Origin of the sequence: Pseudomonas sp. NPDC087615, from assembly GCF_044743445.1 — a bacterium.
GTDB lineage: Bacteria > Pseudomonadota > Gammaproteobacteria > Pseudomonadales > Pseudomonadaceae > Aquipseudomonas > Aquipseudomonas baetica_A.
The window spans coordinates 1-22874 of sequence record NZ_JBIUWM010000064.1; the positions used below are offsets into that span (position 1 = coordinate 1).

Genomic DNA, 22874 nt, shown 5'->3' on the forward strand with positions numbered 1-22874 from the left:
CAAAACGCCGGCGTGTGTGTTTTTCATTTCATATCCCTTTAGTAGGGGGTTCGTCGGAAGTGTGGCCTCGTCCGTATCGTCGGTAAGTCGAACGTCAATCAGGCGCTGTATGACGCGCTAACCGTGCTCCAGCACCGCGGCCAGGACGCTGCCGGTATCGTGACCAGCCATGATGGCCGGTTGTTCTTGCGCAAGGATAATGGTCTGGTGCGTGACGTGTTTCATCAGCGTCATATGCAGCGCCTGGTTGGCCATATGGGTATCGGTCATGTTCGCTACCCGACTGCGGGCAGCTCGACTTCGGCCGAAGCTCAGCCGTTTTACGTCAACTCGCCTTACGGCATCACCTTGGCGCATAACGGCAACCTGACCAACGTTGAGCAGTTGGCCAAAGAGATCTACGAATCCGATCTGCGTCACGTCAACACCAGTTCCGACTCGGAAGTGCTATTGAACGTGTTCGCTCACGAGCTGGCCCAGCGCGGCAAGCTTCAGCCGACCGAAGAAGACGTGTTTGCCGCTGTCACCGACGTGCACAACCGTTGCGTTGGCGGTTACGCCGTCGTGGCCATGGTGACCGGTTACGGCATCGTCGGTTTCCGTGACCCGCATGGTATTCGCCCGATCGTATTCGGTCAGCGTCACACTGACGAAGGCGTCGAGTACATGATCGCCTCGGAAAGCGTTTCCCTGGATGTGCTCGGCTTTACTCTGATTCGCGACCTGGCACCGGGCGAAGCGGTCTACATCACTGAAGACGGCAAGCTGCACACCCGTCAGTGTGCGACCAACCCGTCCCTGACCCCGTGCATCTTCGAACACGTCTACCTGGCGCGTCCGGACTCGATCATCGATGGTGTGTCGGTTTACAAGGCCCGTCTGCGCATGGGTGAGAAGCTCGCCGAGAAGATCCTGCGCGAGCGTCCAGAGCACGACATCGATGTGGTCATCCCGATTCCTGACACCAGCCGCACTGCAGCGCTTGAGCTGGCTAACCATCTGGGCGTGAAGTTCCGCGAAGGTTTCGTCAAGAACCGTTACATCGGCCGTACTTTCATCATGCCGGGTCAGGCTGCACGCAAGAAGTCGGTACGCCAGAAGCTCAATGCCATTGAGCTGGAATTCCGCGGCAAGAACGTGATGCTGGTCGACGACTCGATTGTTCGTGGCACCACTTGCAAGCAGATCATCCAGATGGCCCGCGAAGCCGGCGCGAAAAACGTCTACTTCTGCTCGGCCGCTCCAGCAGTGCGATTCCCGAACGTGTACGGCATCGACATGCCAAGTGCTCACGAATTGATCGCTCACAACCGTTCGACTCAGGATGTGGCTGATCTGATCGGTGCTGACTGGCTGATCTATCAGGACTTGCCTGACTTGATCGAAGCGGTCGGCGGCGGCAAGATCAAGATCGAAACCTTCGATTGCGCGGTGTTCGACGGCAAGTACGTCACCGGCGACGTCGACGAGGCTTATCTGGACAAGATCGAACAGGCACGCAACGATGCCTCGAAGGTCAAGACCCAAGCGGTCAGTGCGATCATCGATCTGTACAACAACTGAGTTTCTACCGGCCCTGAGGGGCCGGTTTTGTATCTGGCAAAAGACTTCCATTTATTCAGCACAGGGCAAGGAGTGACAGCATGAGTCAGGAATGGGATGCCGGTCGGCTTGATAGCGACCTCGAAGGCGTAGCGTTCGATACCCTGGCCGTACGTGCCGGTCAGCACCGTACGCCGGAAGGTGAGCACGGTGATCCGATGTTCTTTACATCCAGCTACGTGTTCCGCACCGCTGCCGACGCGGCTGCGCGGTTTGCGGGTGAAGTGCCGGGCAACGTCTACTCGCGTTACACCAACCCCACTGTGCGCGCGTTTGAAGAGCGCATTGCGGCGCTGGAAAGCGCCGAACAGGCAGTTGCGACTGCCACGGGCATGGCTGCGATCATGGCGGTGGTGATGAGTTTGTGCAGTGCCGGCGATCATGTTTTGGTATCGCGCAGTGTGTTCGGTTCGACCATCAGTCTGTTCGAGAAGTACTTCAAGCGGTTCGGCGTTGAAGTCGATTACGTACCCTTGGCCGAACTTTCGGCTTGGGATGCGGCGATCAAGCCCAATACCAAATTACTGTTCGTCGAGTCGCCCTCCAATCCGCTGGCTGAGTTGGTGGATATCACCGCGCTGGCGCAAATCGCTCACGCCAAAGGCGCGATGCTGGTGGTCGACAACTGCTTCTGCACGCCTGCGTTGCAGCAGCCATTGAAGCTCGGTGCGGACATCGTCGTGCACTCGGCGACCAAATTCATCGACGGCCAAGGCCGTTGCATGGGCGGCGTGGTGGCTGGTCGCAGCGAGCAGATGAAAGAGGTCGTCGGTTTCCTGCGTACCGCCGGGCCAACCCTGAGCCCGTTCAACGCGTGGATCTTCCTCAAAGGTCTGGAAACCCTGAGCCTGCGGATGAAGGCGCACTGTGCCAACGCTCAGCAACTGGCTGAATGGCTGGAGCAGCAGGACGGCATCGAAAAAGTCCATTACGCCGGTCTCAAGAGCCATCCGCAGCACGAGTTGGCCCAGCGCCAGCAAAAGGGTTTCGGTGCGGTAGTGAGTTTCGAGGTCAAGGGTGGCAAAGAGGGCGCCTGGCGCTTCATTGATGCAACCCGGTTGATTTCTATCACGGCTAACCTTGGCGACAGCAAAACCACCATCACTCACCCGAGCACCACCTCTCACGGCCGACTCGCGCCGCAGGAGCGTGAAGCAGCAGGCATCCGTGACAGTCTGATCCGTATCGCCGTAGGCCTTGAAGACGTGGTCGACCTGCAAGCCGACCTGGCGCGCGGTCTGGCGGCGTTGTGATCGAGTTGTCCACTCCGAAAGCGGGTTCCCATGGCCGCGTTGCGCTGGTCACGGGTGCCGCGCGCGGAATCGGCCTGGGCATTGCTGCCTGGCTGATCAGCGAAGGCTGGCAGGTCGTGCTGACGGATCTTGATCGGTCGCGCGGGTCGAAAGTGGCGAAAGTGCTGGGCGAGAACGCCTGGTTCATCGCCATGGATGTGGCGGAGGAAAGCCAGGTCGCGCTGGGTGTGGCTGAGGTGTTGGGGCAGTTTGGGCGTCTCGATGCACTGGTGTGCAATGCGGCGGTCGCTGATCCGCACAACATCACCCTGGAAAGCCTGGATCTGGCTTACTGGAATAGGGTGCTGGCGGTGAATCTCAGTGGGCCGATGTTGTTGGCCAAGCATTGTGCGCCCTATCTGCGCGCGCATAACGGCTCAATCGTCAATCTGGCGTCGACGCGGGCCGGGCAGTCTGAGCCGGATACTGAAGCCTACGCTGCGAGTAAGGGCGGTTTGTTGGCGCTGACTCATGCGTTGGCAATCAGTCTGGGGCCGGAAATTCGCGTCAATGCGGTCAGTCCGGGCTGGATCGATGCGCGGGATCCGTCTGTGCGTCGGGCCGAGCCTCTGGCCGATGCTGATCATGCCCAGCATCCGGCGGGCAGGGTAGGGACGGTCGAGGACGTCGCGGCGATGGTTGCGTGGCTGCTGTCGCGCAATGCCGGGTTTGTGACCGGGCAGGAGTTCGTCGTGGATGGTGGTATGACCAAGAAGATGATTTACACGGAGTAAGGAGCGAAGCCGCGTTCTCTGTGGGAGCGAGCCAGCTTGCGATAGCGGTCTGACGGTTGATGCGTTGTTCGGGATTGACTCAATTTTGTCTTTTTCAGAAAAACTTCAATCCTGCTATTGACTTAGGTTCGCTACCTGCGTAAATTTCGCGGCCTCGGAGATGCAAACGGGTGATTAGCTCAGCTGGGAGAGCGTCTGCCTTACAAGCAGAATGTCGGCGGTTCGATCCCGTCATCACCCACCACTCCCCGAGAAACTTGCGAAAGCAAGAGGTAGGCTGAAAGTGCCTCCACCGACGCGCAGCGGTAGTTCAGTCGGTTAGAATACCGGCCTGTCACGCCGGGGGTCGCGGGTTCGAGTCCCGTCCGCTGCGCCATATTTTACGAGTCAGGCATTGTCTGGTTCGAGATTGAAAAGCACCGAAGCTTTCAGTCAAAACGAGTTACTTGAGCGCAAGCTCAAAGCGATACGCAGCGGTAGTTCAGTCGGTTAGAATACCGGCCTGTCACGCCGGGGGTCGCGGGTTCGAGTCCCGTCCGCTGCGCCATATCTGCTTCAAGGACCACTGAACGCCTTGAAGCACCGAAAAAAGCCGCTGGCTGATTCGGAATCGATAGCAAATACCCTGGTCGAAAGACCGGGGTTTTTTGTGTCTGAAATTTGACCTTTCCCGTTTGACTTCTTTCAGTCGACCGATATTGAGCAAAGATCCCTGTGGCAGCGAGCCTGCTCGCGATAGCGCCAGTGCAGCCAATATCTTTGGAAGATGCACACCATCATCGTGAGCAGGCTGTAAGCGTACGGCCAGGTCGCCTTGCGAACTCCAGCATTCGCAACGTGCAAATGAAATTACTGAGTTGCTGTCGCATAAATGGGCGTCTGTTTAGCCATGCGGGGGCGGGGGGGCGCTTATATAGCTTAGCGAAATTCCGGATAGGCCAAATCTTGCGATTTACTGCTGCGCTGGCATGTTGCGGTCTGTGTCGTAACGGCCATGATTCAGGTCGTATCTGGATGTGTCTCAACCTTACCGGTCAGTATAGTCAACTCCGTCCCGATGCCGGAGTACCTAAAATTGGACAATACCCGTGAGCGATTGATTGACTCAGCGCTGAAGCTGTTTCTGTCAGAAGGTATATACATTACTGGTGTGATGGCCATCGCCGCGATGGCGGGTGTTACCAAGATGACGCTCTACAGCCATTTCCCCTCAAAGGATGCGCTGATAGTGGCTTGCCTCGAGAAGCGTGACCTGCGCTGGCGTGAAGAGGTGGCGTGCACCTTGGCAAAACACCCTGATCCGGTCAGTGGGATGCTCGCTTTTTTCGATTTGTATCAACGCTTTCTTTTGAAAGATAGCGGGCGCGGATGTCTGTTCGTCAACAGTGCGGCTGAATTCCCCCAGTTTAGCCATCCTGTGCATTTGGCTGTAAGCAGGCATAAGCAAGGGGTGCGCGAAAATCTTGCTGCATTGGCCATGAGTGCTGGTCTAAGCGACCCTGACGTAGTTGCTGAGGGGTTGTTTATCTTGCTGGAGGGCAGTTTTGTCACCGGCGCCATGGGCCAGAACGCGCAGGTATTTGACACGGCACGGCATATAGCTCATTGCTGGATCCGGAAGCAGGCTGGGCAGGAGCAAAGCGTATGACGCTCGGCTTATTAGCAGCCATTGCTGCCACTTTTTCTTGGTCGCTGCTCTACATCTTTCCGGGCCTTGTCGGCGATTACAGCCTTTTTGATCTGGCTGTGGTGAGCTATGCCTTTGCCGGTTTAGGTAGTCTGCTAGTGCTGTTTGTTTATCGTAGTGAAGTGCGGCAGTTGAGGCTGAGCGACTGGGCTTGCGCCGCACTGTTGGGCTTCTTGGGGTACATCGGTTACTTCTTTCTGATTACCACTGCGGTCTTGGCGGCTGGGCCGGTGATCCCTCCGGTGATGATGGGATCAGTCCCTATCGTGCTTGCGATTGCCGGCAACATGCGAAGCTCTAGCGTGCCTTGGCGCGCCATTTCCGGGCCTTTGTTGGTGGCGGCGTTAGGCATCAGTCTGGTCAACTTGAGCGTGTTTGATTTTAGTAGCGCCACGGTGGTGCTCCCGACAACCTCGATAATGTTTGGACTCCTGGCATCGTTGCTTGCAATCGGATTTTGGACGGGTTTTGGCCTGATAAATGAAAGTGCTTTGGCTCGACGCCCAAGTATGTCGCCGATGTTGTGGTCCGCCATGCTGATCTTCATGTGCAGCGTCGAAATGCTGGCCTTCATCCCCGCTGGGCTTTACTTGAAGTTGTCCCACTTCGCTAGCCATTCGGGGGGGTTGGCAGGTACTCAGGCGCTAATAGTCTGTGGGTTAATTCAGGGGTTGGGGGCCACCCTTGCAGGTGCTTGGGCGTGGTCAATCGCAACCCGGCGCCTACCTCTGGCGCTGAGCGGGCAATTGATCGCCAGCGGGACCATTTATGCGACTGCGATGGGTTTGCTCATCAACCAGCGCTGGCCCTCTCCTATGGAAGCGCTTGGGACAGGGTTGCTATTCGTTGGAGTGGTGTGGGCTATTCACGCCTTTTACCGCAGGAGAGCACATGTCGAGAGACATGGTTTAAAAACCAGCCTTTGAATAATGTGACTGCGCCGATACGGGCATTTCAGATACCTGCTTTGGATTGATTTGTACTGGGTGGACGATTACAGCAGGCTCGCTCCTGCAGAAGCTGCACATCGATTTGTCCATTGACTTGCTGCGGTGCAATGCCGCAGTAATTTTGATTCTTTAGTCAGATTTTTGTAACTGCTTGTTTGCCGCAGCTACAGAAACCTTTAAAGTTAACCTTTCGGTCAGCTTTGCACTGTCAACACGGCTCTTGGCTTCGCCAGAAAGGGCTTCTGCAAGACTCGAGATTCCCAGTAGATAACCAGAAGGGTGGACTCATAACCGCCCAGAGGATGATCCATGTCCAACCGTGAAATATCCCGGCGCTCGTTCCTTCAGGGCGGGCTGGTGGCGGGGGTGAGCGTTACGCTCACGCCGCTCAGCAGTCAGGCGCTGGCTGCCTTGATGGAAAACAGCGTCACCGTGCCGTCCGAAAAGTGGCTCGGCAACAACGGCAAGGCGCGCCAGCGTAACGACGCTCTGTCCAAGGTCTGCGGCAGCAAGGTTTTTGCTCGCGACATCCGCTCCAAGGACATGCCGGGTTGGCCTGAGCAGCAAGGCCACGCCATGCTGCTCAAAACCATCAAGGCTGACCATATCTATAACGGTTACGACCTGTCGTGGCTCGGCGCCGACTTGCAGCCTGACCGCATCGTCACCGCTGCCGATCTGGACAAGGACGGTATTGTCTTCCCTGAAGAGCACGCTCCAGACCCACTCTTGCCTGAGGGTAAAGTGCCGATGTTCATCGGCCACCCGGTCGCTATCCTGATCTGGAACGACTTCGAGCGTTTTCGTCAGGCCAAGAACAAGCTCAAATTCAATGACAAAGCGATTCGTTACGGCGCCAAGGTGCCGTACTACGAAGGCGACCCCTACGGCAGCTTCCGCTACGTACGTGTGGGTGGCCCGACGTCGGCAGACGAAGATGAATTCGCTAGCCTCAAGGACTCGATCCTGTTCCCGATGCTGAAAAACCGTCGTCCGGTGTGGAATTCCCAGCCGAACCTGCACGGCAACCTGACCGAGCGCGGTTTGTTCTACGCCGACCGTATGAAGCAAGAGATCGATACGCCGCCGGATAACTGGCTGGTGTTCGACGAGCGCTACAAGACCCCATCGATCGAGCCGGCCGCCATGGAGCCGGACAACGGTAACGGTTGGTACGACCCTGCCACCAAGACGCTGCACTTCGTAGTGGCGACCCAGTGCCCACTGGAAGCGGCGACCGAGACCGCGAAAATGATCGCGCCGTCGCGCTTCGGTCTGACGAACCTGAACATGCACCCCGGTTACACCGTCGGTTACGGCTCCAAAGACCACAACATCTTCGTTTACTACGCAGCACTCGCTGCGCTGTACGGCGCGGGTGTGCCGGTGCGCCTGGCCAACGACCGCTACGAGCAATTCCAGAGCGGCATCAAGCGCCACCCGTTCGACATCCGCTACCAACTGGCCGTGGACAAGAACGATTACACCTTCAAGATTTTCCGTGCCGAAATGAGTGTCGACGGTGGTGGGCGGGTCAACTACAGCCCATCCGTAGCGGCGGTTGGCGCCACGGCGGCGCAGTCGATCTATTACATGCCGCAGAACGACCTGCAGGTCACCGCCTATCATTCGCGCGCTGTTGAGGCGGGCTCGATGCGCGGTTACGGCACGCTGCAAAGCATGGCCTCGACCGAAATGATGGTTGACGAAATCGCCAATCGCCTCGGCGTTGATGCGATCGATTTGCGCCGCAAGAACGCTTTGCGTTCGGGTATGAAGAACACCCAGGGCGCGATCCCGGCCGGTGCTCTGCGCCTGCACGAGATTCTCGACAAAGCTGCGGTGCACGAAGTCTGGAAGAACCGCGACGCCATCAAGAAACAGCGCGAAGCAGCCGATCCGGACAACTGGTACGGCGTCGGTTTCGCCATTTGCCAGAAAGACTTCGGCACCGGCTCTGAAGCGCCGATGGCCAGTATCGAATTCACTGTCGACGGTCGCATCACCCTGCGTCATATCGGCATTGAAATCGGCACCGGCATGTCGACTTCGCAAGCCTTGGTCGTCGCTGATTTTCTCGGTAGCCCTGCCCATGAAGTGAAGACCGGCGAAACCGAATGGAAGGAAATGCAGCTGATTACCAGCGGCAACCCTTACATCATGAGCCAGGCCGAGCAGGACAATCTGCTGCGCAACCCGCGCTGGGTCGGCAAGTTGGCTTCGGCGTCATCTGCGACCAACTCGGCTTACTACTTCAGCCACGCAACCCGTGAGGCAGCGCGCGTGCTGTTCAACAACGGATTGTGGCCGGCGGCCATGGAAATCTGGCGTCAGGGGCCTTACGGCGGTCAAGCCAACCCTTACGTGGTGCGTCGTGAAGATGCGCATTGGGTCGACGGCAAACTCACTGCCAACGGCATGCAGCCGTTGAGCTTCGAAGAGCTGGCCAAGCGCGCTCATGAGCGCGGTCTGGTGACCGGCGCCACCGTTCATGCGTTCAACCGCTGGAGCTGGGCAGAGGCCGAATACAGCATCGACGGCGTGCGTGAGCGTCTGCCGCTTGACGGTTTGGCGGTGAAGTACGGCGATGGGGCGCCGAAGGCGAAGAAAGCGCTGATGAGCACGGCAGGTTTCCACCTGTTGGATCGCCAGAACATCAACTACCCGGTTGTTCAGTTGAACAACGCTGCTGTGACTTACTACAGCCCGGTCGCCACGTTGGTAGAGCTGAAAGTCAACAAGGGCACGGCGCAAGTCGAAGTGCTCAACCACCATTCTTGGGTCGAGTGCGGTCGGGTGTTGGTCGAAGAGCTGGTCAAGGGACAGCTCGAAGGTGGGGTCGCCATGGGTATCGGTCATGCGCTGATGGAAGAGATGCCGCTTTACGAGGGCGGGCCGGGGGAGGGTGACTGGAACTTCAACCGTTATCGCCTGCCAATGGCCCGGCACGTCGCGGTGTGGAAGCAGACGGCAGAGATTCTGCCGCCGCTGTCACCCAGCGACCCGTCCAAAGGCATCGCCGAAGTGGTGATGATTCCGGTGGTCGGTGCCATTGGTAACGCCGTGGCGCACGCCATCGGTAAACGTGTTCGCGATCTGCCTATCACTGCTGCGCGCATCAAGGAGGCCCTCAATGGCTAACCGTCCGCTTCAACTGACCCTCAATGGTCAATCCGTCGGCCCGGTGGAGATCCCTGATGACCTGCCGATGATCGACTACCTGCACGAATACAAAAACCTGACTGGCTCGCGTCTGGGCTGTGGTCAGGGTATCTGCCATGCCTGCGTGGTGATCGTCGACAACCCGGACGGCACCAGCGAAGAAGTGCGCACCTGCATCACCGGCGCGCATTACTTCGAAGGCAAAAAAGTCCGCACCATCGAAAGCCACGCCAAGCGTGATGAAAGTGGGCAGGTCACGGAACTGAATCCGATCCAGCAGCGCTTTGTTGATGAGTTCGCCTTCCAGTGCAGCTACTGCGCGCCTGGCTTCGTCAACGCCGCGACTGTGTTGGTGGAAAAGCTGCAACGCCAGCCGATCGTCCAAAGCAAGCTCGAACAAGTCATCGAGGACAGCCTCGGTCATCACATATGCCGTTGCACCGGGTACGTGCGTTATTACAACGCGACCCGCAACGTGCTGACCGATCTCGGCCTGGTCAAGGAGGGTTAAGCATGAAGCTATTAATGACCCGACTGACCTTGGCGGTCGGGCTGGCTGCGCCAGTGTTGTTTGCCCACGCCGATGATCAGGTCAAGCGCGGCGAATACCTCGCTCGCGCCGCCGACTGCATGGCCTGCCATACCGCGCCGGGTGGCGCGCCGTATGCGGGTGGCCTGCCGATTGTGTCGCCGTTCGGCACGATCTACGGCACCAATATCACGCCGAGCAAGGAGCACGGCATCGGTTTGTACAACGATGACGAGTTCTTCACTGCGCTGACCGCAGGCAAGCGTCGCGATGGCGCGAACCTGTATCCGGCGATGCCGTACACCTCGTATCACCTGGTGCCGCGCGAAGATTCGGATGCGATTCATGCGTACCTGAAAACCGTTGAGCCGATCGAGCGGGCAGCGCCGGTCACCAGCCTGAGTTTTCCGTTCAACGTGCGTCTGGGCCTGATGGGCTGGAACATGATGTACGGCAAAGACGTGAAACTGGAATCTGCCGACGGCAAAAGCGACGCCTGGAAGCGTGGCCAGTACATGGTCGACGTCCTCGGACACTGCGGCGAGTGCCATACGCCACGCGGGCTGTCGGGTGCAATGCAAATGGACAAGCGCCTGACTGGCGGTATTCTCAATGGCTATCTGGCGCCGAGCCTGCTGGCCACTGATCTGGCCGCTCGCGGCTGGAATCATCAGGATCTGAGCACATTCCTCAAGCATGGCATGAGCGCGCAGGGCACGATGTTCAACGAGATGTTCCCGGTGTTCCACAACAGCACTCAGGGCTTGGACGATACCGATCTGGCAGCCATGGCGACCTTCCTGCTCGGCGATCAACCGCCGGCAGCCAAAGAGCTCGTCGCCGTGCCGGTCGACAAGCTCAGCGCGAGTGCCCAGCGTGGCCGTCAGGAATATTTGAATGTCTGCGCCGGTTGTCACGCGGCGGGTGGTGAAGGCAAGCCGCACATTGCTGTCGCGATGCGCGGCAACACCACGCTGCGTCTGGAAGATCCACGCAATCTGTTGCGGGTCATCGAGGACGGTATCGGCGAGCAGAAGTTCTCCGGGTTCGAACACATGCAACCGATGCCGGGTTTTGCCGACAAGCTCAGTCCTGAGCAACTGACCGATCTGCTCAACTACCTGCGTCAAGGGTGGGGCGGCCAGTCCGTTGAGTTGGCGGTAAGCGAGGTTCAGAAGCTGCAAGCTGACGCGCCGCCCATCGAGCACAAGGCGCACTGACATGCAGCATCTCGATCTGCAAGTGGTGCGGCGTGCATTGGAGTGGTCGGTGGCGGGGCAGTGCATCTGGCTTTGCACCGTGTTGACCACTTACGGCTCGGCGCCGCGTGCGCCGGGTTCGCTGCTGGCAGTGAATGACGGCGGGCAGTGGATCGGGTCGCTGTCTGGCGGCTGTGTCGAGGAGGATTTTCTCGAGCGCGTCGCCGAAGGTGCGTTTTTCGATGCGGTCAACGTCGTGCGTTATGGCGAAGGCGACGATCCGCGTTCGCGGGTCAGCCTGCCCTGTGGCGGTATTCTCGATGTACTGGTAGAGAAATTCGACGTTGGCTGCGACGTGCTGGCGCATCTGCGTGAACTGGAATCGGCGCTGCTTGGTCAGCGTCGGCTGATTCGTGAAGTCGATCTGGCCAGTGGTGCGCGCACCCTGTTTGCTGATCGAGAGCAGGGTGCTCGGATCGAGCGCGAGATTGATCGGGTGCGAATCCGTGTTGGCGCGGCTCAGCGTCTTTTGCTTGCCGGGTATTCCAGCGTGGCGCAGGCGTGTGCCGAGTTTGCGGTTGGCTTGGGTTTCGAAGTGATCCTCTGCGATCCGCGTGATGAGGTGCTCGAAGGCGTGGTACTCAATGGCGTAGAGATTCGTCGGCAATTGCCGTCGGTGTTCATTGCTGACGGTGGCTGCCATCGCGACACGGCGGTGGTGGCGCTGACGCATGATCCGCGTATCGATGATCTGGCAATGATGGAGGCCGTGCGCACCGAAGCGTTCTACATTGGCGTGATGGGCTCACAGCAGACGTCGCAGAAACGCTTTGAGCGTTTACGCCGGATTGGCGGATTAGGAGAGGGCGAGTTGGCGCGGATTCACGCGCCGATCGGGCTTAATCTTGGCAGCAAGACGCCGGCGGAGATTGCCCTGGCGGTACTGGCGGACATCCTGCGGATCCGTAGTGGGATTGCACGAGACCAGCTCTGATGCGCATTTCAAAATATGGAAGCGAGCTTGCTCGCGAAGGCGTCGTGTCAGTCAACTGAATCTTGAATGGCATACCGCATTCGCGAGCAAGCCCGCTCCCACTTGAGGGTTGTTTACATCCCGAATTTATCGCGCAACCCGTAATACCATGCACCCAGCGCAGCAAACGGCGTACGCAGCATTTGCCCGCCCGGGAACGGGTAGTGCGGCAAGTCGGCAAACGCATCAAAACGCTCGGCCTGACCACGCAGTGCTTCGGCCAGTACCTTGCCTGCCAGATGCGTGTAAGTCACGCCATGGCCGCTGCAACCTTGCGAGTAATAGATGTTGTCGCCCAGGCGTCCAACTTGCGGCAAGCGCGACAGCGTCAGCAGGAAGTTGCCGGTCCAGGCGTAGTCGATTTTCACGTCCTTGAGCTGCGGGAAAGCCTTGAGCATTTTCGGGCGGATGATTGCTTCGATGTTCGCCGGATCCCGCGCGCCGTAAACCACGCCGCCGCCGAAAATCAGGCGTTTGTCGCCAGTCAGGCGGTAGTAATCGAGCAGGTAGTTACAGTCTTCGACGCAGTAATCCTGCGGCAATAGCGTTTTCGCCAGTTCATCACCCAGCGGTTCGGTGGTGATCACTTGCGTGCCGCATGGCATCGATTTGGCTGCCAGTTCCGGCACCAGATTGCCGAGGTAGGCATTGCCGGCAACGATGATGAACTTGGCCCTGACCTTGCCTTGCGGCGTATGCACGACCGGATTGGCGCCGCGTTCGATGCGCACGGCTGGCGACTGTTCATAGATGACGCCACCGAGGGATTCCACGGCAGCCGCTTCGCCCAGCGCGAGGTTCAATGGATGAATGTGGCCGCCGCTCATGTCGAGCATGCCGCCAATGTACTGATTACACGCGACGACTTCGTGGATGCGGCGTTGATCGAGTAGTTCGAGTTGTGAGTGCCCGAAGCGCTCCCACAGGCGCTTCTGCGATTCAAGATGCCCCATCTGTTTGGCCGTAAGGGCGGCGAATACACCGCCGTCCTTCAGGTCGCACTGGATGTTGTACCTGGCCACGCGCTCGCGAATGATCCGGCCGCCTTCGAAGGCCATCTCGCCGAGCAACTGCGCCTGTTTCGGGCCAACAGTACGCTCGATCACATCAATGTCGCGGCTATAGCTGTTAACGATTTGCCCGCCATTGCGTCCTGAAGCACCGAAGCCGACTTTAGCGGCCTCCAGCACTGTCACGCGAAAACCGTTCTCCAGAAGGAACAGGGCCGAGGACAGCCCGGTATACCCGGCGCCGATTACACAGACATCCGTCTCCACATCATCCTGCAAGGCTGGACGTGGCGGTACGGCATTGGCCGACGCAGCGTAATAAGACTCTGGGTAAAGGGTGTTCGCCATTCTGCCGCCTCTGTTTAATATATTTTACGAGTGCCCCGATCCTACCGGAGTTGAAAAACCTCCGCCAGCCACCGGAAAATCTTCTTCATTGGCCGCAAATTAAATATTTTGCATATTCATAGGGTTAGGTGAAAAAAAGGTGTTGACACCCCTTCGGAATTCCGTAGAATGCCGCCTCACAGCAGGCACGTAGCTCAGTTGGTTAGAGCACCACCTTGACATGGTGGGGGTCGTTGGTTCGAGTCCAATCGCGCCTACCAAACAAAATCCGCTCTGCTGGGCGGTCTAGAAGGGCCCACCGAAAGGTGGGCCATTTTTTGTTGTCTTCGATTTGCAAAGCCCAGCCTTAAGTCGCCAATTCGGCGCTCTCAAGGAGGGCTTTAATCCCTCTCGGGCGCATATGGGGGAGTGTGCAGAGCGGGCGTCCGGTCAGGCTCATTTTTTTGATGTCGAGTTTGAAATTTGCTGCATGGATCGCCTTTCGTCGCCAGCGGCCTTCTAAAATATGTGGATATTTAAGGGCTTACGATTTTATTTAACCAACCAGTTATCAAAAATACCTTGTGACGGGGTGGTAGTTTCAGTAACATTTGAGCCGCGTTCACCACCACGGTTTATGCATTTTTAAATCCCAAGCTTCCATCAGCTGCTTGGGATTTTTTTTGCCTGTAATTTGGCTTTTCGTGCTCTCTTTCTCCGTATTTTAGTCGCTCGATACGTCACCGGCGATGTCGCGCGAGCATGTCCTTTATTTTTCGACTACTACTGACTGGCGATTTCCATCTCTTTACAGAGGGAGTCTGGCGATGCTGGTTCACTGGTTTCTAGCGGCTGTTCACTTACTGGCTTTTGCGTTGGGTTTTTGGGCGGTTCTGACTCGTGGAGCGGCGTTTAGCCGCTTGGTTGCAGGCTCAGGGGATGCCAGGCGCGTTTTGCTCGCCGACAATCTATGGGGTATTTCTGCTTTGGTTCTGCTGGTGACGGGCGGGATGCGTGCCTTTGGTGGCTATGAAAAGGGCACTGACTACTACCTGCATCAGCCGCTCTTCCATTTGAAAATGACACTGTTTGTGCTGATTTTGCTGATAGAGCTCTCGCCGATGATCACGTTGGTCAAGTGGCGGATCTCATTAGTGCGAGGTGCGGCGCTCGATACTGGCCGTGCAAAGCTGTACGCACGAATCAGTCATGTCGAGGCGTTGTTGCTGGTGCCGATGGTGGTGGCGGCCACAGGTATGGCGCGTGGCGTGACGTTGTATTAGGCGGGCGAATTCTCTGCGCTCTATCGGAAACGTCCGACAGCCAGCCTTGGGAATGGCAGGTAGTATCGCTCGGCAACAGAGGATAGGGGCGACAAGGAGTTGGAGTGAGGAGTTATGTGTCAGGCGCCGTGCCCAGCGAGTGGGGAGCGGATAGCAGTACGGCGCGTGAATCTTTAGCCAGTCATTACACGGGGCAAACGAACTGGCTACTGACTGCGAAAGCGGCTCAGGGCGTTTGTGGCTTGTCCGGGGCGGTCAGGCCAGCCTGGATACGCTGGTAAATCTCTTCGCGGTGCACTGCAACGTTTTTCGGGGCGTTGATGCCGATTCGGACTTGTTGGCCGCTAACGCCGAGGATGGTGATCGTAATGTCATCACCAATGTTTATGCTTTCACCGACTTTGCGGGTGAGTATCAGCATGGTCTTCTCCTTGATTGCTTTGTAGGGCACCTGATTCAGACAGTGCAGAGGTCGGTGGTACGTATAGATTAGTGCGAAGTCTCACGGTTTGGGTGCATCTTTCTGACGCGCAGATGCGGCATTAATTCCCAGGGCGTAACTATACAGAGGCTGCATTCATCAATCTCGTTGTTTTGTGCCCATTTTGCAGGGCTCGCGAAGTATTTATGAATGTTAAGATCGCCGCTTTGAGATTTTCGAGGAAGGCGTTGTGCGCAAATTGGTCTGGATGGTCGTGGCACTGGCATTGGCTGGATGTGGTGAAGGCAAAAGTGTGGACACACAGAAGCCCAAAGTGGCAGTCGCAACAGCGCCTGCGGTGTCCTCTGCCCCTCAGTGGGATCTTGAGGTGCGCGGTGAAACACCTCAGGCCGTCAGCGATTTGAGTGGCTGGCTGATCGAGCACGCGTTCGTTCCGACGGTCATCAAGGACGGTAGCGGCAAAACGCGAATTCTGATTGGCCCTTTCAACTCCCAGGCCGAGGCTGAGGCGCGAAAGGTGCAGGTGGATGCTGCTTTGGTGAAGGCCAAAAAGCAGAACGTCGAGTCAGTGTTGGTTGAGCATCCTCTGACGCCTTAAACGATTGATTCGACGGAGCTGCTTGGCGGGCGACCGAGCTGGTTGATGTCGACATGGAAGAGGACAACCTTGGGGAAATCGTCGATGCCGGCACTGACGGGTTTTACGACGGAGTTGCCTTGGGCTCTTCAATGGTGATGAGTTAATTTGATGGGGTCTTGGCGACACAGCAAGACTGCCGGTTAGCCATCAATAAAAAGGCTTCGAACATAACGTTCGAGGCCTTTCTACATTGCAATCAGCCGCAGGCTTTCATGTTTACGGGGCCGACAAATTCATTGCCACGCCCCATCACACACGCCACGCTCTGATTACGCTGGCGCTCCCAGTCCTGCACCGGGTAAGTCTTGTCCCAAGCCTCATACAGTTGCCGATCCTGTTTAGATAGGCGCAAGCCGTACTGCTTGCTCATGTAGAAATAGGTGCGTGCGATCATGCCGCGAATTGAAGGGCGGGGCATGACCTTCTTGGCCTTGAAGTCGACCTGGGTCAGGCATGAGCCGTATTGCCCGGATTGCGTCGGCAGCCATCCGTAGCTGAAGTTACTGCGGTCACCGTTGACCTCACCGATGCTCGGTACCAGGTTATGAAGATCCGCTTCGGCCTTCTGGTAGCTGGGGTCGTAGCGTGTGCAGTTCTTGCGTCCACCTTTCTGCCAGCATTGGCGCTGATGCCCGAACTGCCAGGCCGGCACAATGTGCTCCCACTCGATGCGCGAAGCGCGTTTGGCATTTTTGCGTGGTACGTAACCGCAAGCTTTCAAATCGACCTTGTTGCCGGTGTATTTGCAGCCGCAATAAAACTCAGTGGACTGCGGTGCGTAAAGCTTCCAGGCGACCTTTTTGGCTTCATTGAACGTACGAGGTGCGCCAGCCTGGGCACCCGTGGCGATGAGCAGCAACAGCAAAGCAAAACAGCGGACAATCATTGAATCAATCTTCCTTCGGCACAACCCAAAAAATCTGCACGCCGCCATCATCTCGATAGGCGAGGGTAACGTTATCGTTCTCGTCGATTTCCTCGAGCAAGCGCTCCCACTGATCTATCGGTTCGTCCGGCAAGCGGAAGATCAATGCGGCCTTGGCTTTTTGTGCGGTGGGAGAATTGATGATTTTCTGAACGCGCACGCCCATGCGTTCGTAAGTGTCAGGAGCGTCAAGAGAGGTGGCCACGAGGTTATCCTTATTAAGCTGTACGTGCATACAGTATTTAACTGTGGGCATTTTCGCAACTGCTTAAAATTCAAGAAAATCCTCTGACAGCGGTTTTCCGATTTTGGTGTGAGTCCTGTCGAATTTTTTGTAGGGAAAATGCAGGTGGGGTGTAGGCGACGTACCGCTCGCCAATCAGGCGAGTGGTACGAAGAGTGCCCGACGGAGAGTCGATCGGGCGAAGGTCGGTCAGTATTCCCAGAACATCCGTTGCAGTTCTTTGCTGTCGTTGGTTTTGGTCAGTGCAACCATCGCCAGGATGCGGGCTTTTTGTGGATTCAGGTCGTGAGCGACAACCCAGTCGTACTTGTCGTCAGGCTGTTCAGCGTTACGCAGCACGAAGCCACCGGCGTTGACGTGAGACGAGCGGATGATTTGCACGCCATCCTTGCGCAGAGCCTGAAGCGTCGGTACTACGCGGGACGACACGGAGCCGTTGCCGGTGCCTGCATGGATGATGGCCTTGGCGCCAGACTGGGCGAGTGCCTTGTAGGCGGTATCACTCACGTTGCCGTAGGAATAGGCGATTTCTACGTCAGGAAGGCTCTTGATGTTCTTGATGTCGAATTCCGAATCCATGGTGTGGCGCTTGGCGGGTAAACGGAACCAGTAGGATTTGCCTTCGACCACCATGCCCAATGGGCCCCAGGCGCTTTTGAACGCTTCGGTCTTGATGTTGATCATTTTGCTGACGTCGCGACCAGACTGGATTTCATCGTTCATGGTCACCAGTACACCTTTGCCACGCGCTTCTTTGCTGCTGGCCACAGCTACGGCGTTGTACAGGTTGAGCATGCCGTCCGCCGACATCGCTGTGCCCGGACGCATGGAACCTACGACGATGATCGGTTTGTCGGTCTTCTCGACCAGGTTCAGGAAGTAAGCGGTCTCTTCCAGGGTGTCGGTACCGTGGGTGATGACGATGCCGTCGACATCCTTGCTGTCGGCCAGTTCTGAGACGCGACGGCCCAGTTGCAGCAGGTTGTCGTTGGTGATGCTCTCCGAGGCAATCTGCATGACTTGTTCGCCGCGCACATTGGCGAGCTTGTTCAACTCAGGGATGCCAGCAATCAATTGCTCGACGCCCACTTTTGCGGCCTGATACGTCGCGCTATTGGCGGCACTGGCGCCAGCGCCGGCGATGGTGCCGCCCGTGGCGAGAACCACGACATTGGCAAGTTTGGTCTGGGTTTCGACTTCTTTTGCCTGAAGGGCGGTCGGCAGTAGCAGGAGGAGGGCCAAAGCGCCCGGAACCAAAGTGTTGAAAGCAGATTTCATTATTTTTCTCTCTAGTAGTGAGACGGTGCTGATGCAGGTTCATCTAGATGCGCCCCAGGCCGATCTGGATGCCCGGGGTGTGGTGAAGGGAGCAGGATCTATACCAGACGTACCTTGCGTTAGAAAAATGTTTAACCTTTTGATTTACATCAGTATTTTTCGAAGAAATAGGGAGTGTGGCGAACCCTGTATCCGGGTTTCCGAACAAAAGAAACTTTCGCGTTCGGCTCTCCGAAAAGTACTACCGCTTCTGTCTTATGGATCGGGTTGTCAGTTTCGGGTTTTGTGCTAAAGAAACCCGCGCATAGGCCGATGCGTGTTCAATGAAACGAAATTCGAGGGAGTTCACATGTCACTCACGGTCGGTTTTTCCAATCCTGCTGCTGTCACCATCGGTGGCAAATCTGCAGCAACGATCAATGCATTGAGTGAGGCGTCAGAGGAAGCTGCTACCGAGGCGCTGGGCAAAGATGAGGGTGATGGCAATCAGGTCAGAACCGGTGGTGCCGCTCAGGAAGACAGCAAAGCTGATAGCAGCGACAGCCTGAGCATCGCCGCCAAGATGCTACTGAAGCGGATGCAGGAATTGCAGAAGCAATTGCAGGAGCAGCAACAGCAACTGGCGGCGGCACAGGCTGCGAGCTATCCCACTCCCGAGGCCAAGGCACAGGCAGTCATGTCCATTCAGGGGCAGGTCGCTGATACCAACGCCGCGCTGGCGGAGGTTTCGAACGCGTTGGTCAAAGAACTGGAAAAAAATCCTTCTGGTGGCAACCTGGTCAACACCACGGCATAGGCATCAAAGTGCGACTCTCGAGTTTTGCCCTGCAATAAATGACGGTTTCTGATTGTTGACAAATGTCGGCGGGATTCGCATAGTTCGATCTACGCAAACGTTTGCGCGGCTTCCCCGATGTGTTATCAGTCGGTCGGGGCGACGTAGCTTACGCCAGCGCAAGCGTTGCTCACAATAATCATAAGATCGGAGTGAACCCATGAAGCTGCCATTCGCTGGACGTCTTCTTGCTGTCGCTATGCTGGCTGCCACAGCCGCTGCACTGCCTGTCTCTTCGGCGTTCGCCGAATCCCCTGAAAAACCCAAAGTCGCGCTGGTCATGAAATCTCTGGCCAACGAATTCTTCCTGACCATGGAAGACGGCGCCAAGGCCTACCAGAAAGAACACTCCGCCGATTTCGACCTGATCTCCAACGGCATCAAGGACGAAACCGACACTGCGGGCCAGACGCGTATCGTCGAGCAAATGATCCTTGCAAAGGTCAATGCGCTGGTCATCGCACCTTCCGACTCCAAGGCCATGGTGCCGGTGATCAAGAAAGCCGTCGATGCCGGTATTACCGTGATCAACATCGACAACCAACTCGATCCGCAAATCGTCAAAAGCAAAAACATCAGCGTCCCCTTCGTAGGTCCGGATAACCGTAAAGGCGCGCGTCTGGTCGGTGAGTACCTGGCCAAGCAGCTCAAGGCGGGTGACGAAGTCGGCATCATTGAAGGCGTGTCCACGACGACCAACGCCCAGCAGCGTACCGCTGGCTTCAAGGATGCGATGGACGCGGCGCAGATCAAGGTGGTTTCCCTGCAGTCCGGTGATTGGGAGATCGATAAGGGCAACAAGGTAGCCGCTTCGATTCTCAGCGAATACCCGGATGTCAAAGCGTTGCTGGCAGGCAACGACAGCATGGCCGTTGGTGCTGTTTCCGCCGTGCGTGCTGCCGGCAAAGCTGGGCAAGTGCAGGTGGTTGGTTACGACAATATCAACGCCATCAAGCCCATGCTCAAGGATGGTCGCATTCTGGCGACTGCCGATCAGTTCGCTGCCAAGCAAGCTGTATTTGGTATCGAAACTGCGCTGAAAATCATCAAGGGCGAGAAAGTCGACAGTGGTGCCAATGGTGTGATTGAAACGCCGGTCGAACTGGTCACCCAGTAAATCCTCTGACGACACAATGGCGCTCGTCCGACCGGGCGAGCGCATGGAGAGTTTTTATGTCAGTTTCCGCCCCGAACGCTGTCCTCTCGGTCAGCGGTATCGGTAAGACCTATGCGCAACCGGTGCTCACAGGCATCGAATTGACGCTGATGCGCGGTGAAGTACTGGCGCTGACCGGCGAGAATGGCGCCGGTAAAAGCACCTTGTCGAAGATTATTGGCGGACTGGTCACGCCGACCACCGGCCAGATGCAATTCCAGGGCAAGGACTATCGTCCGGGCAGTCGTACCCAGGCTGAAGAGCTCGGCGTGCGTATGGTCATGCAAGAACTCAATTTGTTGCCGACACTGTCAGTGGCGGAGAACCTGTTTCTCGACAATTTGCCGAGCAACGGTGGCTGGATCAGTCGCAAACAGCTGCGTAAAGCGGCTATCGAGGCGATGGCTCAGGTCGGTCTTGATGCGATCGACCCGGACACGTTGGTCGGCGAGTTGGGCATCGGGCATCAGCAGATGGTTGAAATCGCCCGCAACCTGATTGGCGATTGCCATGTGCTGATTCTTGACGAACCGACCGCGATGCTCACCGCGCGGGAAGTCGAAATGCTCTTCGAGCAAATCACCCGTTTGCAGGCGCGTGGCGTCTCTATCATCTACATCTCGCATCGCCTCGAAGAGCTGGCCAGAGTGGCACAGCGCATTGCCGTGCTGCGTGACGGCAATCTGGTCTGCGTCGAGCCGATAGCCAACTACAACAGCGAGCAACTGGTCACGTTGATGGTCGGTCGTGAGCTGGGCGAGCACATCGACATGGGGCCGCGCAATATTGACGCCCCGGCGTTGACGGTCAAGGGGTTGACTCGCTCCGATAAGGTACAGGACGTTTCGTTCGAAGTGCGCGCCGGGGAGATCTTCGGGATTTCCGGGCTGATCGGCGCCGGGCGTACAGAATTGCTGCGTTTGATTTTCGGGGCGGATGTCGCCGACAGCGGCACGATTGCACTCGGCTCGCCGGCGCAAGTGGTAAGTGTGCGTTCGCCTGTCGATGCAGTGCGTAATGGTATCGCGCTGATCACCGAAGACCGCAAGGGCGAGGGTTTGCTGCTTAGCCAGTCGATCAGCGCCAACATCGCCTTGGGCAACATGCCGGAAATTTCCAGTGGTGGTTTCGTCAACAATGGCGCTGAAATCTCTTTGGCGCAGCGCCAGATCGATGCCATGCGTATTCGCAGTTCGAGCCCCACACAGCTTGTGTCAGAACTGTCCGGTGGTAACCAGCAAAAGGTTGTGATCGGTCGCTGGCTGGAGCGTGATTGTTCGGTGCTGCTGTTCGATGAGCCAACCCGGGGTATCGACGTCGGCGCCAAGTTCGACATCTATGCCTTGCTCGGTGAGTTGACTCGTCAGGGCAAAGCGCTGGTGGTGGTGTCCAGTGACCTGCGTGAGCTGATGCTGATCTGCGATCGGATCGGCGTACTGTCGGCGGGGCGTCTGATCGAGACCTTCGAGCGCGACAGTTGGACCCAGGATGATTTGCTTGCCGCCGCGTTCGCCGGCTACCAAAAACGTGATGCGCGGCTCAACGAAGCCGCGCCTAGGGATCTCCCATGAAAACAGCATCTTCTGCCGGCAAACGTAGTGGCAACTTTTATGGGTTGGGCACTTATCTGGGGCTGGCCGGTGCTTTGCTGGCAATGGTCGCGCTGTTCTCGGTCTTGAGCAGCCACTTTCTGTCCTATAACACTTTCAGCACGCTGGCCAACCAGATCCCCGATCTGATGGTTCTGGCGGTCGGCATGACCTTTGTGCTGATCATCGGTGGCATCGACCTCTCGGTCGGTTCGGTGCTGGCGCTGGCGGCATCGACGGTCAGCGTCGCCATTCTTGGTTGGGGCTGGGGCGTGTTGCCAGCGGCGTTGCTCGGGATGGCGGTATCGGCGCTGGCTGGCACGATCACGGGTTCGATTACCGTAGCGTGGCGGATTCCGTCGTTCATTGTTTCCCTTGGCGTGCTGGAAATGGCTCGCGGGCTGGCCTATCAGATGACCGGGTCACGCACCGCCTATATTGGTGACGCTTTTTCCTGGTTGTCGAATCCGATCGCTTTCGGTATCTCGCCGTCATTCATCATCGCCTTGCTGGTGATTTTCATTGCGCAGGCCGTTTTGACTCGCACCGTATTCGGTCGCTATCTGATCGGCATCGGCACCAACGAAGAGGCTGTGCGGCTGGCGGGTATCAATCCGAAACCTTACAAGATCCTGGTGTTCAGTCTCATGGGGCTGCTGGCCGGTGTCGCCGCGCTGTTTCAGATTTCTCGCCTGGAGGCGGCTGATCCGAATGCCGGCTCCGGCCTTGAACTGCAAGTGATCGCTGCTGTTGTGATCGGCGGAACCAGTCTGATGGGTGGGCGTGGTTCGGTGATCAGCACTTTCTTCGGTGTATTGATCATCTCCGTACTTGCGGCGGGGCTGGCACAGATCGGTGCAACTGAGCCGACCAAACGCATCATTACCGGTGCGGTAATCGTCATCGCGGTCGTACTCGATACTTATCGCAGTCAACGCGCTAGTCGACGGGGCTGAG

At 57.3% G+C, this 22874-nt stretch carries 19 protein-coding genes, 4 tRNA genes and 1 pseudogene; 19 read left to right on the top strand and 5 right to left on the bottom strand.

Annotated elements, in window-relative coordinates:
* Window positions 1-60: 60 nt before the first annotated feature.
* The 12 genes and pseudogenes from purF to ACIOU6_RS24010 form a co-directional block, all read left to right on the top strand.
* Window positions 61-1563, top strand: a pseudogene (gene purF, locus ACIOU6_RS23955) (amidophosphoribosyltransferase); the annotation flags it as partial.
* An 80-nt stretch (window positions 1564-1643) separates the two neighbouring features.
* A complete protein-coding gene (locus ACIOU6_RS23960; protein WP_221733784.1) occupies window positions 1644-2855 on the top strand; it encodes an O-succinylhomoserine sulfhydrylase in 1212 nt (403 codons plus the stop codon).
* On the top strand, window positions 2852-3628 hold the full coding sequence (locus ACIOU6_RS23965; RefSeq protein WP_401139077.1) for an SDR family oxidoreductase: 777 nt from the start codon (window positions 2852-2854) through the stop codon (window positions 3626-3628). The genes ACIOU6_RS23960 and ACIOU6_RS23965 overlap by 4 nt, the downstream gene beginning before the upstream one ends.
* Before the next feature lie 168 nt (window positions 3629-3796).
* Window positions 3797-3872: transfer RNA gene (locus ACIOU6_RS23970), tRNA-Val, on the top strand.
* A gap of 55 nt (window positions 3873-3927) precedes the next feature.
* Window positions 3928-4004, top strand: a tRNA-Asp gene (locus ACIOU6_RS23975).
* A gap of 94 nt (window positions 4005-4098) precedes the next feature.
* Window positions 4099-4175 (top strand) — tRNA-Asp (locus tag ACIOU6_RS23980).
* 528 nt (window positions 4176-4703) lie between these two features.
* Window positions 4704-5276, top strand: a complete 573-nt coding sequence (locus ACIOU6_RS23985; RefSeq protein WP_221733312.1) for a TetR/AcrR family transcriptional regulator — start codon at window positions 4704-4706, stop codon at window positions 5274-5276.
* Window positions 5273-6241, top strand: a complete 969-nt coding sequence (locus ACIOU6_RS23990; protein ID WP_401139078.1) for a DMT family transporter — start codon at window positions 5273-5275, stop codon at window positions 6239-6241. Before ACIOU6_RS23985 ends, ACIOU6_RS23990 begins: the two co-directional genes overlap by 4 nt.
* Before the next feature lie 333 nt (window positions 6242-6574).
* The gene (locus tag ACIOU6_RS23995) at window positions 6575-9406 is read left to right on the top strand and encodes a xanthine dehydrogenase family protein molybdopterin-binding subunit (RefSeq protein ID WP_401139079.1); all 2832 of its coding nucleotides are present in this window, start codon (window positions 6575-6577) and stop codon (window positions 9404-9406) included.
* Entirely contained in the window at window positions 9399-9938 is a 540-nt protein-coding gene (locus tag ACIOU6_RS24000) for a (2Fe-2S)-binding protein (RefSeq protein ID WP_221733315.1), read from the top strand. The genes ACIOU6_RS23995 and ACIOU6_RS24000 overlap by 8 nt, the downstream gene beginning before the upstream one ends.
* 2 nt (window positions 9939-9940) lie before the next feature.
* Window positions 9941-11176 (top strand): c-type cytochrome, encoded by a 1236-nt coding sequence (locus ACIOU6_RS24005; RefSeq protein ID WP_401139080.1) that lies wholly within the window; start codon window positions 9941-9943, stop codon window positions 11174-11176.
* 1 nt (window position 11177) lies between these two features.
* Window positions 11178-12149, top strand: coding sequence for an XdhC family protein (locus ACIOU6_RS24010; protein ID WP_221733317.1), 972 nt, complete (start codon window positions 11178-11180; stop codon window positions 12147-12149).
* 113 nt (window positions 12150-12262) lie between these two features.
* Here the strand turns inward: ACIOU6_RS24010 and ACIOU6_RS24015 are convergent, their stop codons facing one another.
* The gene (locus tag ACIOU6_RS24015) at window positions 12263-13546 is read right to left on the bottom strand and encodes an FAD-binding oxidoreductase (RefSeq protein WP_221733318.1); all 1284 of its coding nucleotides are present in this window, start codon (window positions 13544-13546) and stop codon (window positions 12263-12265) included.
* 183 nt (window positions 13547-13729) lie between these two features.
* Here ACIOU6_RS24015 and ACIOU6_RS24020 point away from each other — a divergent pair.
* Window positions 13730-13806 (top strand) — tRNA-Val (locus tag ACIOU6_RS24020).
* 546 nt (window positions 13807-14352) lie between these two features.
* On the top strand, window positions 14353-14808 hold the full coding sequence (locus tag ACIOU6_RS24025) for a DUF2214 family protein (RefSeq protein ID WP_401139081.1): 456 nt from the start codon (window positions 14353-14355) through the stop codon (window positions 14806-14808).
* A gap of 226 nt (window positions 14809-15034) precedes the next feature.
* Here the strand turns inward: ACIOU6_RS24025 and csrA are convergent, their stop codons facing one another.
* Window positions 15035-15229 (bottom strand): carbon storage regulator CsrA, encoded by a 195-nt coding sequence (gene csrA, locus ACIOU6_RS24030; protein ID WP_003179932.1) that lies wholly within the window; start codon window positions 15227-15229, stop codon window positions 15035-15037.
* Between the two features lie 250 nt (window positions 15230-15479).
* Here csrA and ACIOU6_RS24035 point away from each other — a divergent pair, with 250 nt between their 5' ends.
* The gene (locus ACIOU6_RS24035; protein WP_401139082.1) at window positions 15480-15848 is read left to right on the top strand and encodes an SPOR domain-containing protein; all 369 of its coding nucleotides are present in this window, start codon (window positions 15480-15482) and stop codon (window positions 15846-15848) included.
* Between the two features lie 238 nt (window positions 15849-16086).
* Here ACIOU6_RS24035 and ACIOU6_RS24040 read toward each other — a convergent pair whose 3' ends face one another.
* The 3 genes from ACIOU6_RS24040 to ACIOU6_RS24050 all read right to left on the bottom strand — a co-directional run bounded on the left by ACIOU6_RS24040 (window position 16087) and on the right by ACIOU6_RS24050 (window position 18337).
* Entirely contained in the window at window positions 16087-16776 is a 690-nt protein-coding gene (locus tag ACIOU6_RS24040) for an endonuclease (RefSeq protein ID WP_221733321.1), read from the bottom strand.
* 4 nt (window positions 16777-16780) lie between these two features.
* Window positions 16781-17071 (bottom strand): DUF1654 domain-containing protein, encoded by a 291-nt coding sequence (locus ACIOU6_RS24045; protein ID WP_401139083.1) that lies wholly within the window; start codon window positions 17069-17071, stop codon window positions 16781-16783.
* Between the two features lie 177 nt (window positions 17072-17248).
* Window positions 17249-18337 carry an asparaginase gene (locus tag ACIOU6_RS24050; protein WP_221733323.1) on the bottom strand — a complete coding sequence of 363 codons (1089 nt, stop codon included), beginning with the start codon at window positions 18335-18337 and terminating at the stop codon, window positions 17249-17251.
* Window positions 18338-18686: 349 nt separating this feature from the next.
* On the opposite strand from ACIOU6_RS24050, the gene ACIOU6_RS24055 reads away from it, so the two are divergent.
* The 4 genes from ACIOU6_RS24055 to ACIOU6_RS24070 all read left to right on the top strand — a co-directional run bounded on the left by ACIOU6_RS24055 (window position 18687) and on the right by ACIOU6_RS24070 (window position 22873).
* Window positions 18687-19133, top strand: coding sequence for a hypothetical protein (locus tag ACIOU6_RS24055; protein WP_221733324.1), 447 nt, complete (start codon window positions 18687-18689; stop codon window positions 19131-19133).
* Window positions 19134-19332: 199 nt separating this feature from the next.
* Complete coding sequence (locus tag ACIOU6_RS24060) at window positions 19333-20289, top strand: sugar ABC transporter substrate-binding protein (RefSeq protein WP_221733325.1); 957 nt, start codon at window positions 19333-19335, stop codon at window positions 20287-20289.
* Window positions 20290-20345: 56 nt separating this feature from the next.
* Window positions 20346-21899 carry a sugar ABC transporter ATP-binding protein gene (locus tag ACIOU6_RS24065; RefSeq protein ID WP_401139084.1) on the top strand — a complete coding sequence of 518 codons (1554 nt, stop codon included), beginning with the start codon at window positions 20346-20348 and terminating at the stop codon, window positions 21897-21899.
* Complete coding sequence (locus tag ACIOU6_RS24070) at window positions 21896-22873, top strand: ABC transporter permease (protein ID WP_339433988.1); 978 nt, start codon at window positions 21896-21898, stop codon at window positions 22871-22873. Before ACIOU6_RS24065 ends, ACIOU6_RS24070 begins: the two co-directional genes overlap by 4 nt.
* The last annotated feature ends 1 nt before the right edge of the window (window position 22874 follow it).